General features: G+C 58.7%; 13 protein-coding genes. 1 reads left to right on the top strand and 12 read right to left on the bottom strand.

Features of this window, described 5'->3' with window-relative positions; genetic code table 11:
• Positions 1-30: 30 nt before the first annotated feature.
• From KYC_RS08005 to lipA, 9 genes are all read right to left on the bottom strand, one after another.
• Positions 31-1,326 (bottom strand): NAD(P)/FAD-dependent oxidoreductase, encoded by a 1,296-nt coding sequence (locus KYC_RS08005; protein ID WP_202946581.1) that lies wholly within the window; start codon positions 1,324-1,326, stop codon positions 31-33.
• Between the two features lie 2 nt (positions 1,327-1,328).
• Positions 1,329-2,273, bottom strand: coding sequence for an NAD-dependent epimerase/dehydratase family protein (locus KYC_RS08000; RefSeq protein ID WP_008160776.1), 945 nt, complete (start codon positions 2,271-2,273; stop codon positions 1,329-1,331).
• A 9-nt stretch (positions 2,274-2,282) separates the two neighbouring features.
• Entirely contained in the window at positions 2,283-4,352 is a 2,070-nt protein-coding gene (locus KYC_RS28370) for a hypothetical protein (RefSeq protein WP_008160775.1), read from the bottom strand.
• Between the two features lie 228 nt (positions 4,353-4,580).
• On the bottom strand, positions 4,581-5,246 hold the full coding sequence (locus KYC_RS07990; RefSeq protein ID WP_043517875.1) for a class I SAM-dependent methyltransferase: 666 nt from the start codon (positions 5,244-5,246) through the stop codon (positions 4,581-4,583).
• Between the two features lie 165 nt (positions 5,247-5,411).
• Positions 5,412-5,900, bottom strand: a complete 489-nt coding sequence (locus KYC_RS07985; RefSeq protein WP_008160773.1) for a GtrA family protein — start codon at positions 5,898-5,900, stop codon at positions 5,412-5,414.
• An 84-nt stretch (positions 5,901-5,984) separates the two neighbouring features.
• Positions 5,985-6,740, bottom strand: a complete 756-nt coding sequence (locus KYC_RS07980) for an SDR family NAD(P)-dependent oxidoreductase (protein WP_043517873.1) — start codon at positions 6,738-6,740, stop codon at positions 5,985-5,987.
• A gap of 2 nt (positions 6,741-6,742) precedes the next feature.
• Positions 6,743-8,035, bottom strand: coding sequence for an FAD-binding oxidoreductase (locus tag KYC_RS07975; RefSeq protein ID WP_008160771.1), 1,293 nt, complete (start codon positions 8,033-8,035; stop codon positions 6,743-6,745).
• Complete coding sequence (locus tag KYC_RS07970; protein WP_008160770.1) at positions 8,029-9,462, bottom strand: UbiA family prenyltransferase; 1,434 nt, start codon at positions 9,460-9,462, stop codon at positions 8,029-8,031. Before KYC_RS07970 ends, KYC_RS07975 begins: the two co-directional genes overlap by 7 nt.
• A 417-nt stretch (positions 9,463-9,879) precedes the next feature.
• Positions 9,880-10,884 (bottom strand): lipoyl synthase, encoded by a 1,005-nt coding sequence (gene lipA / locus KYC_RS07965; protein WP_008160769.1) that lies wholly within the window; start codon positions 10,882-10,884, stop codon positions 9,880-9,882.
• 148 nt (positions 10,885-11,032) lie between these two features.
• Between lipA and KYC_RS07960 the strand changes: the two genes are divergently transcribed.
• Positions 11,033-11,845, top strand: coding sequence for a LacI family DNA-binding transcriptional regulator (locus KYC_RS07960; protein WP_008160768.1), 813 nt, complete (start codon positions 11,033-11,035; stop codon positions 11,843-11,845).
• A 6-nt stretch (positions 11,846-11,851) separates the two neighbouring features.
• On the opposite strand, the gene KYC_RS07955 is transcribed toward KYC_RS07960, so the two are convergent.
• Genes KYC_RS07955 through KYC_RS07945 form a run of 3 tightly spaced genes read right to left on the bottom strand, consistent with a single transcriptional unit; the run spans position 11,852 to position 13,500 of the window.
• On the bottom strand, positions 11,852-12,580 hold the full coding sequence (locus KYC_RS07955) for a tetratricopeptide repeat protein (RefSeq protein WP_008160767.1): 729 nt from the start codon (positions 12,578-12,580) through the stop codon (positions 11,852-11,854).
• On the bottom strand, positions 12,577-13,215 hold the full coding sequence (gene lipB / locus KYC_RS07950) for a lipoyl(octanoyl) transferase LipB (protein ID WP_008160766.1): 639 nt from the start codon (positions 13,213-13,215) through the stop codon (positions 12,577-12,579). The genes KYC_RS07955 and lipB overlap by 4 nt, the downstream gene beginning before the upstream one ends.
• 12 nt (positions 13,216-13,227) lie before the next feature.
• A complete protein-coding gene (locus KYC_RS07945; RefSeq protein WP_008160765.1) occupies positions 13,228-13,500 on the bottom strand; it encodes a YbeD family protein in 273 nt (90 codons plus the stop codon).
• Positions 13,501-13,578 lie beyond the last annotated feature (78 nt).

The following is a 13,578-nucleotide window of genomic DNA, read 5'->3' as shown; positions in this document are numbered from 1 at the left end:
CTCACCAACAGGTGGCCATGAAGGCGCCTGCTACGTAGGCAGCACTACCTCACGGGCCAGGTTGCGGCCAAAACCGATACTCTCGGAAATGCCCCGATCTTCCGGATAGTAGTAGGACGTATCTGCCGCCCACAGGCCTTTGACCGGCAACTTGGCGTCGGGCACTCCATCCAAATACCCTGGTTCGCAGATTGGCTGCGCATAGCGGTAGCGGCTGGCGCGGATATCAACAAAATCGCTATCAGACAGCGCGGGATTGATTTTTTTCAGATAGCGCTTAACTTTGTCCAGAAAGACATCGTCCGGATCGCCATATTTCGGATGTTCGCCCGGCATATAAAAAGGCACGTAGACCACATGCTCGTCCAATGGCCGCAGGTTGGTGTACTCCACAAGCCCGGGAATATCCATTTCCGGATCATTTATATTGAGCCAGAAATTCTCCGTAACCGGTTTCTTGAGCTTGGCGATAACGCACACCACCGCGATATTCTTCTTATTGCTGAATTTTTCCAGGATGGGCTGCGGCAGATCAGGCATCAAGCGCGCCACATATGGCAAAGGCACCGTGCTGACCACCTTGTCAAAGGCCTCCATTTCCCCATCGGCCACCACGCCGCGGACCTGGCCATCTTCAATGACAACCTTGCGCACCGGCGACTTCAGCCGGATCTGGCCGCCATTTTTGCGTATGGCCTCGGCCAACCCCTGCAACAGGGTCGCCGAACCGCCGTCGAGATACCCGAGCTTTTCACGGAACAGGCTATAGCGTGACCGGCCGATCCGGCGAATCCGGCTCCAGATCCAAGCCGCGGACAGATTGTCCGTGTAGTCGTAAAACTTGTAGTCAAACAAGCGCCGCCATAGCACTTCATAGGCTTCGGCGCCTACCCAGCGGCGGATCCATCCCGTCGCTTCGACCCTGTCCAAAGGCTTCCAGTCATTGCGCTTGACGGACAGGAATGCGTGCAAGCCATAACGGATCTTGGCCGCCAGGCTGAGCCCCTTGAATTTCAAAAGCGCAACCGGATTGCCCCAGGGCTGTAACTTGTCCTGGTACCAGTAGCCCATCTTGGTTTCGACCCAGCGCATCCTGTCGGCCAGATTCAGCTCCTGCAACACGTCCAGGAATGCCGTGTCCGAGGTGCAATGGAAATGATAGTAGCGTTCGATATCGAGTCCATTGAAATCGAACGTGGCCGTCATGCCCCCCACTCGGTCATCGGCCTCGAACACAACAGGTTCATGCCCGTCCAGCGCAAGTTGGTACGCGACGGCCAGGCCCATCGGACCTGCGCCCAGCACCGCAATTCGTTGACCCATGATATTCAGAACTCCAGTACCACTTTGCTGTAAACGGGATCGTGAAACGTCTCGTCAATCGCTGCGGCGAAGGGAGTCGGCTTCACATTGAAAATCGTCGGCCAGTCGATGACTTCGAATTCATCGTGCGCGACCAGCGCCTTCAGCTGTGCCGCGGTAAAGGGAGGGTCGCTATTGAATACCGCGTAGGTTTTTAGCAAGAGATAGAACAGGCCGTAGGGTATCTTCAACAGCATGGCCTTGGCGCCCGTGGACGCCTTGATGGTGCGAATAATGTCAATATAGTCGACCTTTTCCAGGCCGGTAATATTGAAGACCTGCCCGTTGATCCGCGATTCAATGCAACTGATGATTATGCTCGCGAAGTCTCCCGCATACAGCGGCTGTCGCATGAATTTGCCATTTCCCGGAATCGGAAAGACCGGAACGCGCTGCATGAACCGTGACAGCCAGCCCAAATGCTTGCGGTCGAACCAGCCAAACATTAGTGTTGGACGCAATACTACGCAGTTGATGCCGCTCTCAAGGACGATGCGTTCCTGTTCTTTTTTTGTATTGGTGTAGAAATCGTCCGCCACTGATTCGACAACGGATGAGCTGATATGCACCGTGTACGGGACGTTATTGCGCTTTATGGCCGCAAGCATGTGCTTGGTCGACGTGATGTTGTTGCGCGTGAACGGTTCAAGATTGGGATCGCCAATCTGCGCCTGCAACATTACGACGGTGTCGGCACCTTCGAGATGCCTTTCCCAATCGCCCCGCTCGGCAAGATCCGCATACTCGATGACAAGTTCCGGATGGAATGAACGCAGGACTTCCAGGTTGGCGCGGTGCTTATCCAGCACCACGATATTGGTATAACCCTTGCGTTTGAGCTGGGCTACCACATTCTGGCCAACGAGGCCGGCGCCTCCGGGAATCAGAATTTTCCGTTGAGTATCTTGCATATCTGTGTGTTATTTATTTGCGCGCACCGCAATGGCGGACCACTCGCCAAAGCCCTTGCCCGCATCGGTAAATGTGACCTCGAAACCCTCGGCAGGCAACGCCGCCCCCTGGAATTCAAGCCTGACCCAGTTCTCGGCCGCCGGTAGCATGGCCCAGCCCCGCGGCCCTTGACCGAATTGGAGAAACTGCGAACGCATGACCGGTCCGGACCGATAGAAAACCGACTCCCCAGGTTTCAGCTTGAGTTTCAGCGTACCCGAGTCGTCGTCGCCATGGTGATGGCTACCCACCACCTGCATTCCATCAATCGCCGTGCGCTGATAATCCGATCCTGTCCAGCCGTCATTGGCCAGAATGGCCGCGGAACCGGCCACTACATCCGTCGAGACGGGCGGCTGCGACGGTATAACCGTAAACCAGGGCGATGGCGACTCCAATTTTGCTGCACAAGCGGAACCAGCAACCTGGATCGCCCCCAGCACTGCAGCGCCCTCTTTCGTGACGTATCCGTCAAAACGACGGCCCGCATCGACACCTTTCCCCAGCGAAGCCGCTTGGTTGAAGGCCAGGGCGTAGCCTACACGCTTGCCACTTTGGTCAATGATCCAAACACCTTGGACGGCGCTGCCATGATCGTCGCTTACCCATCCCGCAATGCGATGGAAATCGCCGCCATCCAGGTGATAGACGTAGTCGATACCCGCCGAGCAGGCGCCGGCATTGCCCGAATCCGCCGGCGCTCCCATCATCGCCCGGACACCGCGCAAAGGCGGCCGGTCGAAAATCGACGCCTGTGCCCGCGACGCATCCGCGGCAATATCAAGCACCCAGTCGATGTACGGAAAAACCGTGGCGATTCTGCCATCATCCCTGGCGCCCAGCTCCAACGCCAAGGCGGCCAGATGCCGCCGATAATCGGTATCGGAAACGCCAGGCACGTTGCGCACCTGAACAACGGCCACATACACGTGCAGCGCCAACAACGGCAACAACCAGGCGATCGGCCGCCTGGTCAGCCGTGAACGCATGCTATCCGCCAGAAGGACGAAAAATACCGCCCAAGCCATTACCGCCGGCGTGCTGTATCGGCTCGAAAGGATTTGATCTGGCCCAAATTGCAGGCGGCCGATGGCAGTCGCCAGGGCGGTGCCGCCAATAAACAGCAGGTAACTGAGCAACGCGAGCCGCAAACCTGGCATCGGTCTGCGCCGAATGGCGGCGATGCCCCACATCAGCGACGCCACGACCAGCACGACGCCAGCACCCAATGCAATCTGCACACTGTGGCTGCTCTTGCGCATCAAAAAGAAGAATGGGCTGCCCAGGTAGAGGAGCAGGCTGCGGCTCACGCCTGCAGGATTAGCCAACAGCGTGGCCAATAAACTGCCGTTTCCCGGGGGGGAGGAATAATTGTGAAAGTACAGCAGCCCGCCGCCTATGGCCAGCACAAGTAGCGAGAGAAGCCGCGCGCGACCGATACGCAGCATGCCGCCGCATAACACCATCAACGGCAGGACGATGACGCCGTTAGCCATCGACCCTAACGATGCCGCACCAAGCAAACATGCCAACAGGAACAGGCCAAGCCTGCCCGGTTCTTCGGCAGACCGATACAAGGCGACCAGCGCGCAGAGCGGAAACAATTGCGCCAGGAAGAATTGGCTTTGGAAGCCCCAAGTAAAGTTTTCGCTTTGGGACCACAAGAACAACCAGCCGAAAAGAAACAGACTAATGGCCCATCGCACCGGGCGCATCGTCGGCTCAGGCAACGACCACGCCAGCAGGCGGGAAAAGACTATCCCGGCGATACCAACCAGAATGTAGTTAACAAAAATTAGAAAAGCACTGACGCCGCCGAACCATCGAATATCCAACCAGAACAACAAACGCGACCACAGAATCCGATGCTCATTATGCTGCGCCCACCACATCGACACGTCGCTCTGAGATGCCTTGAGGTAGAAATCGAGATAGCCGTTCCACATATCCCAATAGGGAACCGGAGAATATGTACGAACTCCGCCCACCACCGCGCACGCGACAACAAGCGCCGACAAGAAACAAAATGCGCCCAGCATTATTCTTTCATTGATTCGCACGATACGAGTGGCCCTTCATTTATCGGATAGATCGGATGATCTTAAGGTTATTGCCGTCCCGCCGTCATTGCGATCCAGGCGCGAGAATGTTCACTGCGCATTCCATATGCGCCGCCCGCCTCAGACGTCCATCATTGCCGATGGACGCAAAAAGGCAGCCCCCACCCTTGCGCCAACGCAAGAGAGTCGGCTCGCAATACGGGTGCCCTAGCTGGCTTTACGGGCGACAATAAAAAATTGCTTGCCAAGAATCTTCCAGGCAAACGGAACCTTCAGATACAGCCACACGAGCATCGGGTGGGTGGGCAGGGCTCCGCGGATGGTGTACGGCAAAAACCTGTCGACACATTTCTCGACGGTAAAACCCTTCAATTGAAGCGCTTCCGTCAAGGAATGATGAGTAAGGCCCAAATGATGGTCATAGAAATCCCAATATGCGCCGGGAAGGTAGCGCAAATTGGGACCGACAATTATGTATTTCCCCCCCGGCTTGAGAGCCGCGGAGACCTGTTCTAGAAAGACATCCAGAACCTGCTTGTTCGGCAGATGCTCGAGAAAATTGGACGTGAATATGACGTCCGCATCACCCTTGATGACGGAACTTAATTCGGTGGCCAAGCATTGGTGGAACTCAACATCCGGGTTCAGCAAAGCGCGCGTGTCCGGATTCAGGTCGATGGCGATTTTCTTTCCGGCATCAATATTGTTGATGAATTCCCCATAGCCGCATGCCACATCGACCACTACATCAGACGGCTTTACAAATCTACTAAGAAATCCCTTGCAGATGACACGCCAAATTGCGTTCTTTCTTGGCAGGATATCTGTCGAAAACCTATTGCGGTACAGTTCGGCAAGATCTACGTCACTCATACCTCACCTCCGAGGTGCATTTAATCGTTTTCATAAATTTCAAGCAGAGTTATACAGCCAGACTGCAAATTATATACCGGCCATTCCATCGAGGCCGCACGAATTCTAAAGTTACAAGGTTCTGCAACCGCACCATCCGAAAAGGCACTTGAATCCCGGGTCGGCTCAGCGGAATGACCATCGCTTGTGGCCAATATAGCTGGTAAAAACGGGAAAAATCACACCGATCACATGAGAAATGTTTTCGACATATCCTTCCGGCACGCTCATGGCAGGTAGCACATAATAAGCAAGCCCCATGCTTATAAGCCACGTCTGCGCGGCTGCCACCACATTCACAAGAACGAAGAACAAGATCGAACGGTGCAGCGCCTGCGTAGCGCCTTTAAATACAAAAACCTTCGTCAGGACGAATCCCGTTATCAACCCGGTAACATACGCGAATACAATTGCCCAGGAAAAATTCACCCACTGGCTGTACACAATCCGGGAGCCGATATTGACAAGAGCGGCCAACCCACCGGCTAACAGAAAAGAAATGAACTGCCGGGAATAGAACTGCTTAATCACTTCACGGTCTCCGAGGTAATTTTTGGTTTTTTTGCGATTCTCCGAGGCCGAGATATCCACAACCGAAACCATCCAGATCGCCATCAATGACCGCGCTCAGCAGTCCAACATCGCGACCTTTATTGCCGGACAATTCCGGCTTACGCGCTCCAGCGCTGGGCATACCGATCAAATATTCATCTTGTTAAATACGAAGCGCGGCAAGTTCCGAATTACCAGCATGATTACAGCCCATTTCCCAGGCGCATAAACCACGGGCTTGCCCGCCGCTATCCCTGCAACGATATTGCCCGCCACATCTTCGACACGCGCCATGCTCGCATAGGCGCTGCCCATAGATGCTGTCATCGGCGTCTGCGTGGGGCCAGGCTTGATCAAGACCACCTTGACGCGCGTTTTCGCCAAGCGGTGCTGCAGCCCTTGCGCGTAGCGCTCAATCAGCCCTTTGGCTGCCCCATATATGTAATTCGACTTGCGACCACGATCTCCTGCGACCGAACCAATGATCGCGAGCGTTCCGTGATCCACTTGCTCCATGCCGCGAACAAATGCCTCGGCGTAGATCGCTGGCGAGATGGCATTGATATTGAGCGCCTGCTCGCAGGCCTTAAGGTCGGTTTGGCATTTCTTTTGATCCGGCAGGCTGCCATGGGCGATCAGCACCAGGTCGACGGTTCCTGCTGCAGTAATGGCATCGACCTGCGACTGTATGCGCTCGGGATTCTCAAAATCCGCAGTCACTGCTCGTACTTCAGATTGGGGGCCACGAACCTGCAAATCGGCGGCTACGGCGTCCAGCTTGTCCTGGTCCCGGCCGATCAACGTAAGGTCCACGGCGGACTGCCCGACCCATATGCGCGCGCAGTGTTCGGCAATTGCCGACGTACCGCCCACGATCACAATGCGCTTTTTCTTGGTTGTCACTCTTAATACCCCATCAGTCGTCGCGATAGCGCCGAGCTTATCCCTGGATCGCGGTACGACAGGAATTCGGTTAATGCGGGATAACCCGCCTCGAACAGCGATTTAGGCATGCGCGCATCCTTCGCGGGATAAATCCGCCCGCCGGCATCTGCCACAATGCCATCCAAGCGTGCGAAAAGACGCTCTGTTGCCGCACCTTTGTTCTGAAAATCCATTGCCAGGGTCACGCCTGGCTGGGGAAATCCCAGCATGCCCACAGATTGCTGATTTCCGAACGTCTTCAGCACGCTCAGGAACGAACCTTCACCCGAACGCGAAATTTCGTGGAGCATCGCGGCTATCGCATCCCGGCCTACGGCACGAGGCACAACGCTCTGGTATTGGTAGAACCCGCCCGGACCATACATCCGATTCCATTCCAACAAGTTATCCAAAGGATAAAAAAATGGCTCGTAATGCACGATTTCCCGGCCTGCGTTCTTCTTCGCGTTGAAATACGCCCAATTGAACGGACGAAGCGACAGGCCATTGACGAGTGAAACAGGCGGAGTGAAGGGCATTTTCTTGGGGTGGACCGCAGGCTCTGGCCGCATGCCGCCATCAATATGATTGCCGCGCATGAACAAGCCTTTGGCCTCTTTCGACAGGCAGTCAATCCATGCGACTGTATGCTCCCACCCGCTCTCGGATTCGTCCGCCAGTGCGAAGAATTCATCAAGCGTGCCATATGGCTGAGTTTCGGTTGCGAGCCAGGGCCCGGCCACAGGCCGCAGTTGAATTTCCGCGGCCAATATCACCCCGGTAAGACCCAACCCGCCAACCGTGGCGGAAAACCATTCCTTATTGACGCTAGGCGAGCATTCGATGCGCTCGCCATCCGTGCGCTGAAGGACCAGGCGCACCACATGATGACCGAAGGTGCCGAAGACGTGGTGATTCTTGCCATGGATTTCATTGGCAATTGCCCCCCCGACCGTGACGATCTGCGTACCCGGCGTGACAGGCAACATCCAGCCGCGCGCCACTGCTACCCGCTGGATATCCCGAAGCAGCACCCCCGCCTCGCAGACGAGACGGCCGGTCGATTCGTCGAACGACAGGAAGCGATCCAAATCCGCCATCCGCCACAATGTGCCCTCGGGATTGAGGCAGGCGTCGCCATAGCTGCGGCCCATGCCAAACGCCACGCCAGGCGCCGTTTCCCGCAACCGCTGCGCCACGATCCGACGGTCGGCCATGTCATAGACGACATGAGGCCGACGATCCAGACGCCCCCAGGACGAGACTGTCACCATGGAGACAGCACCGTCCCAAGTGCAAGTATTGCTACAAACACCACGCCGGCGCACAGACTGGCCTTGTCCTTGACTGCGAACACCAGCGGATCGTCATGCATGTTTCCGCGGTGCGCCTGCATCCACATCCAGCTCACCCAAAACAACATGACGGGCACGGCGCCCCACACGATTTCGGGCATCTGATACAGCATCAGGACTTGGCTGCTGTTCAGATATAGCGCCAGCACCAGGACGGATGCATAGCCGGCGGTAATACCCAAGGTCTGAATCAGGGAGGCGTCGGACGTGTAATAGCCACGCCCATGGGCTTTATCCTTGCCGCTTAATATCTGCAGTTCCAATTCGGCATATCGCTTCACAAAGGCGAGCGAAAGGAAAAGGAACACGGAGAACGCCAGCAGCCAGAACGAAAGCACCAATCCTGCAGCGGCGGCCCCCGCAATGATGCGCAGCGTGTACAAGATAGCCAATACCAGGCAATCCACCAGGATTAAACGCTTCAGGCCCCAAGAGTAAGCGCAGGTCAGCAAAAAGTAGGCGGTGAGCCAAGGAATAAATGTGCCGCCAACAAACAACGCCAGCACGTAGCTGAACAGCAACAGAAGCGGCGCAATCAGCACTCCCTTCCATATCGGGACGACACCACCAGCAAAAGGTCGCGTGCGCTTGCGGGAATGCTGCCGGTCGCTCTCCAGGTCGAATAGGTCGTTGGCGATGTAAACCGATGACGCGCAAAGGCTGAACGAGAAAAAAGCGACCAACAGGGAGAGCCAGGTGTCCATATCAGCCAGTTGGTGACCGGCAATGAACGGCACGAACAGCAGCACATTTTTCAGCCACTGATGCACGCGCAGCACCCTGCGCCAGACGCTTGCGCCCTGTCGCAACGCGGGAAACACGATTTCCACTTCGCAGCACTCGGCAGCCTTGGCGGGCAGGCCGGCACTGGCGTTTACGACAATGGCCCGGCGCGCCTTGCGCCACACGGCCAGATCGACGCTGGAATTTCCCGCGTAGTCAAACCCGCCACGGCCAAAACGCTGTTCTAGCGCATCCGCCTTGCGCGAGCCTGAGAGATTGATATTCCCATCACTGGCCATTACCTCATCAAAAATACCAAGATGAGCGCCGATCGCGCTGGCGATGGAATCATCCGAGGCCGTGCAAAGAATGAGTTTGCGCCCATCGTTCTTCTGCTGCCTGAGCCAAGCCAGCAATTCTTCGTTATAAGGCAAGGATTCGGGGTCGAATGTCAGCGCACCGGCCAGGCGCTTTTTTAATACGGCCTTCCCTTGCGCCAGCCATTGCGGAATAAAAAATAAAGCCCCAGGCCTGTCCCGCATGGTCCGCAACGCGGACTCGTGCAACATATCAGTTTTGATCAGGGTGCCATCCAGATCTATTATCAGCGGGGGCAAACTCAAAGAAAACTCCTACAGACGATCAATTGCCAATAAACAGGAGCGTACCAGAGAGCCCCATTATCCGTTACTGATACTTCAACTAAAATGCTTGAAGCAAGGATCGTATTATATTTTCACTCTGTTTTGGCCTCAATTTTATTAACGAAAGGCCAATAATAATCAGCTAATACTCCGTCAATCTCATCCTGCTGAGGCCGGCAGTGACAACACGGCACGTTCCAACTGAGAACGCCAATAATGGCCTAGGATATTAACTCAAAACCGCATTTAGTCAGAAATTTACAGAACCAAGCGATGCGGATATGGCTTTTTACCGTTTCAGATGCAAGGAAGTTGAATCTTGTTGCAGTCCGACGCGTGACACAAAAAAGGCCGCCAGCGCAGCCTTTTTAACTCATCGACGGAGTTTTCGATTCATCAATTAACTCCCGCCGCATGCGCCTGTTCATCCGCATGGTACGAAGACCGCACCATCGCCCCCACGGCCGCATGCGAGAACCCCATTGCATACGCCTCACGCTCAAACATCGCAAACGTATCCGGGTGCACATACCGCAGCACCGGCAGATGATGGTCCGACGGCTGCAAATACTGCCCGATCGTCAACATATCCACGTTGTGGTCGCGCATGTCCCGCATGACCTGCAGGATTTCCTCGTCCGTCTCGCCCAAACCCAGCATCAGCCCGGACTTGGTGGGCACTTCCGGGTGCAGCTTCTTGAATTCGGCCAGCAGCTTCAGCGAATGCATGTAGTCCGAACCCGGGCGCGCCTGCTTGTACAGGCGCGGCACGGTTTCCAGGTTGTGGTTCATGACGTCGGGAGGACCGGCGTTCAGGATGGTCAGCGCCCGGTCCAGGCGGCCGCGGAAATCTGGCACCAGCACCTCGATGCGGGTGGTGGGCGACAGCTCGCGGATATGGGTGATGCAATCCACGAAGTGGCCGGCGCCGCCGTCGCGCAGGTCGTCGCGGTCGACGGAGGTGATCACGACGTACGACAGCTTCATCGCCGCGATGGTGCGCGCCAGGTTTTCGGGCTCTTTGGTGTCCAGCGGGTCGGGGCGGCCATGGCCCACGTCACAGAACGGGCAGCGCCGGGTGCACTTGTCGCCCATGATCATGAACGTGGCCGTGCCCTTGCCGAAGCACTCGCCGATGTTCGGGCAGGAGGCTTCCTCGCAGACCGTGTGCAGGTTGTGCTCACGCAGGATGCGCTTGATGTCGTAGAAGCGCGAACCGGGCGCGGCGGCCTTCACGCGGATCCATTCGGGCTTCTTCAGGCGCTCGGCCGGAATGATCTTGATGGGGATGCGCGCCGTCTTGGCCTGCGATTTCTGCTTTTGCGTCGGATCGTAGGCGGCGTCCGCGGGCGCAGCGGCGGATTCGTTCGAGGGAACAGGAGACTCGGCGAGCGTAGACATGGGACACCTTCATGACCGGCGCGCGGGACGGCCGGGTCTGGGACAAAACGGGCATTTTACCCTTCGCCGGGCAAATCGACCGCACGGGCGTCCGGGGACGGCGTGTGCCTGGGTTATCGTCTGGCCTGACGCCACAGCAAACCTCTTCATGCCTCCCCTGCCCGCGCCCGTCCCCATCGCCCTGATCGCCCCCCGGCTGGATGCCGGGCCCGCCGCACGCGCCATCCAGGCCTGTAGCGAACGGATTGCCTCCGCCGGCTATTACCTGGCCGCCGCCCCGTGGCACGACCCTCAGGCGCTCCCCCTGCTGACCGAGCTGCGCCCGGCGGCCGCCCTGGTCATCGGCCCGCTGGAAGATCCTGCCCTGCGGGCCGCCCTGGCTGCTCTGGAGATCCCGGTCGTGGAAACCTGGACCGCGTCGCCGCAGACGCTGGACAGCGCCGTCGCGCTCGACAATGCCGAAGCCGGCCGCATGGCGGCCCGGCACCTGGCCGAGAAGCGCCACGCGCGGGTTGCCTGTGTCAGCGCGGACACCCCCTGGGAACGCGCCCGGCGCGAGGGTTTCATTGCCAGTGCCGCCGCGCTGGGGCTGGAGCAGGTCGCGGATATCGTGCAGCCGGAGGCGCAGCACATGAACGACGGCCGCATGGCCTTTCTGCGCCTGCTGACCACGAATACGATCTTCGATGCGGTGTTCTGCACGTCGGACGTGCTGGCGGCCGCCGCCGTGTCGGAAGCGCATAACCGCGATCTGCAGGTCCCGCAGGACCTGGCGGTGCTGGGGTTCACGGACGACGGCAGCGCCGCGCAATGGGTGCAGGGATTGACCACGCTGGGGATCGACGCGGCCGCCCTGGGCCGGCGCGCCGGCCAGTTGTTGCTGGACCGGCTGGAAGGCGAACGCGGCGCGGGCCAGCACGACATGCTGGAGGTGGCGTTCGAGGCCCGCCTGAGCACCTGAGCCGCGTCAGGGCTGCGTTTCGTATAGCGCCGGGAAGCCGCAGTCCTGCAGCATCCCGTTGGCTTCCTTCAGAAAAGCGGGCGTCGCGGTCTCGGGCACGCGGACCAGCCATTGCACGGCGTCCTCTTTTTTGCCCTGCAGCAACAGCAGCCTGCCCAGGTGGAACATGCCGCGGAAGTCGCCGCCTTCGGCGCAGCGCTGGTAGCAATCGAAAGCGCGCGCAAGGTCCTGCCCGACCACGTCGCCCGCTTCGTAGTAGCGGCCCACGACGCCGATGGATTTCACATGGCCGGCCTGTGCGGCCTTCTGGTAGAGCGCCAGCGCGGCCGCCTGGTTCTGCGTCACGCCGCCCCGCCCGTTGCGCAGCATATGGGCGTAGTTGTACATGCCCCAGTCCAGCCCGCGGTCGGCGGCCAGCCTGAACCAGTAGGCCGCAACCGTATCGTCGGCGGGCACGCCCCAGCCGTTCTCGTAGCAGCGCCCCACCATGTTGATGGCCATCGGGTGGTCGGCGTTGGCGGCGCGCTTGAACCACGCCAGCCCTTCTTCCGGCTGCCGTTCGACGCCGACGCCGTCCAGCAGCATCTGGCCATAGATGGTCTGCGCCTCGATCAGGCCCAGTTCGGCGGCCGCCCGGATCCAGGCGGTGTACTCCTCGGGCGGCCCGGATTCGCGCAGGCGCGCCAGTTGCTCGGGCGTGGTCGCGGCGATGTCCGCCGCGGTGTAGGTCTTCAAATCGTGCTCCTTCGATGCTGCCATGCGCGCGCCAGGTTGAGCGCCAGCGCATCTCCCGCCTCGGTGGGCGTGCGGCGCACGCCACAGGCCGCCATGTCGACGGTGCGCAGCCCTTCGTAGCCACAGGGATTGATGCCCAGGAATGGCGCAAGGTCCATCGCCACGTTCAGCGACACGCCATGGTAGGCCCTGCCGTTGCGGATTTTGATGCCCAGCGCGGCGATCTTGGCCAGTTCGCCGCCGGCGGGATCGGGCACATACACCCCGGGCGCGCCGGGCTTGCGACAGGCCCCGCGCACGCCAGCCTGTTCCAACGTGTCGATGACGGCGGATTCGAGCAGGGCGACGTATTCCTTCACGTACATGTCCGCGCGGCGCAGGTCGAACAGCGCATACGCCATGACCTGGCCGGGACCGTGGTAGGTCACCTGGCCGCCGCGGTCGCAATGGACGATGGGGATATTGCCGGGATTGAGCACATGCTGAGGCAGGCCCGCCTGGCCCAGCGTGTAGACCGGCGTGTGCTCGCACAGCCAGATTTCATCTGGCGTATCGGCGTCGCGCAGGCTGGTGTACGCCTGCATGTCCTGCCATACCGGCAGGTAGTCCACCGGCCGCGCCAGCCACTTGATCACAGCCGTATTGCCTTACAGGACGATAGACACCATGGGATGGCCATGCAGCGCCCGGTAGAGGGCGTCGAGCTGCTCGCGCGAGGTCGCGCGCACCGTGAAGGTCAGGCCCAGGTAGTTGCCGCCCTTGCTGGGCCGCATTTCGACTGTCGCGGCGTCGAACGCCGGATCGAATTGCAGGACGACTTCCGTCAGCGTCTGCGCGAATTCGGGATGATGCTTGCCCATGACCTTGATGGGAAAGTCGCTGGGATATTCGATCAATGAATCTTCGGGCGGAATGTGCATGATGTGCCTAGAAAAGAGTTGCCCCTGAATGTTGTTATATGGGGGCAAGCGGCGCGCCGGCAAGTGCCGGCGGGCCAC

This window comes from Achromobacter arsenitoxydans SY8 (genome assembly GCF_000236785.1).
Classification (GTDB): Bacteria; Pseudomonadota; Gammaproteobacteria; order Burkholderiales; family Burkholderiaceae_B; genus Achromobacter; species Achromobacter arsenitoxydans.
Note: the sequence above shows the minus strand (reverse complement) of the source record. Positions and strands in the feature narration are given on the sequence as shown.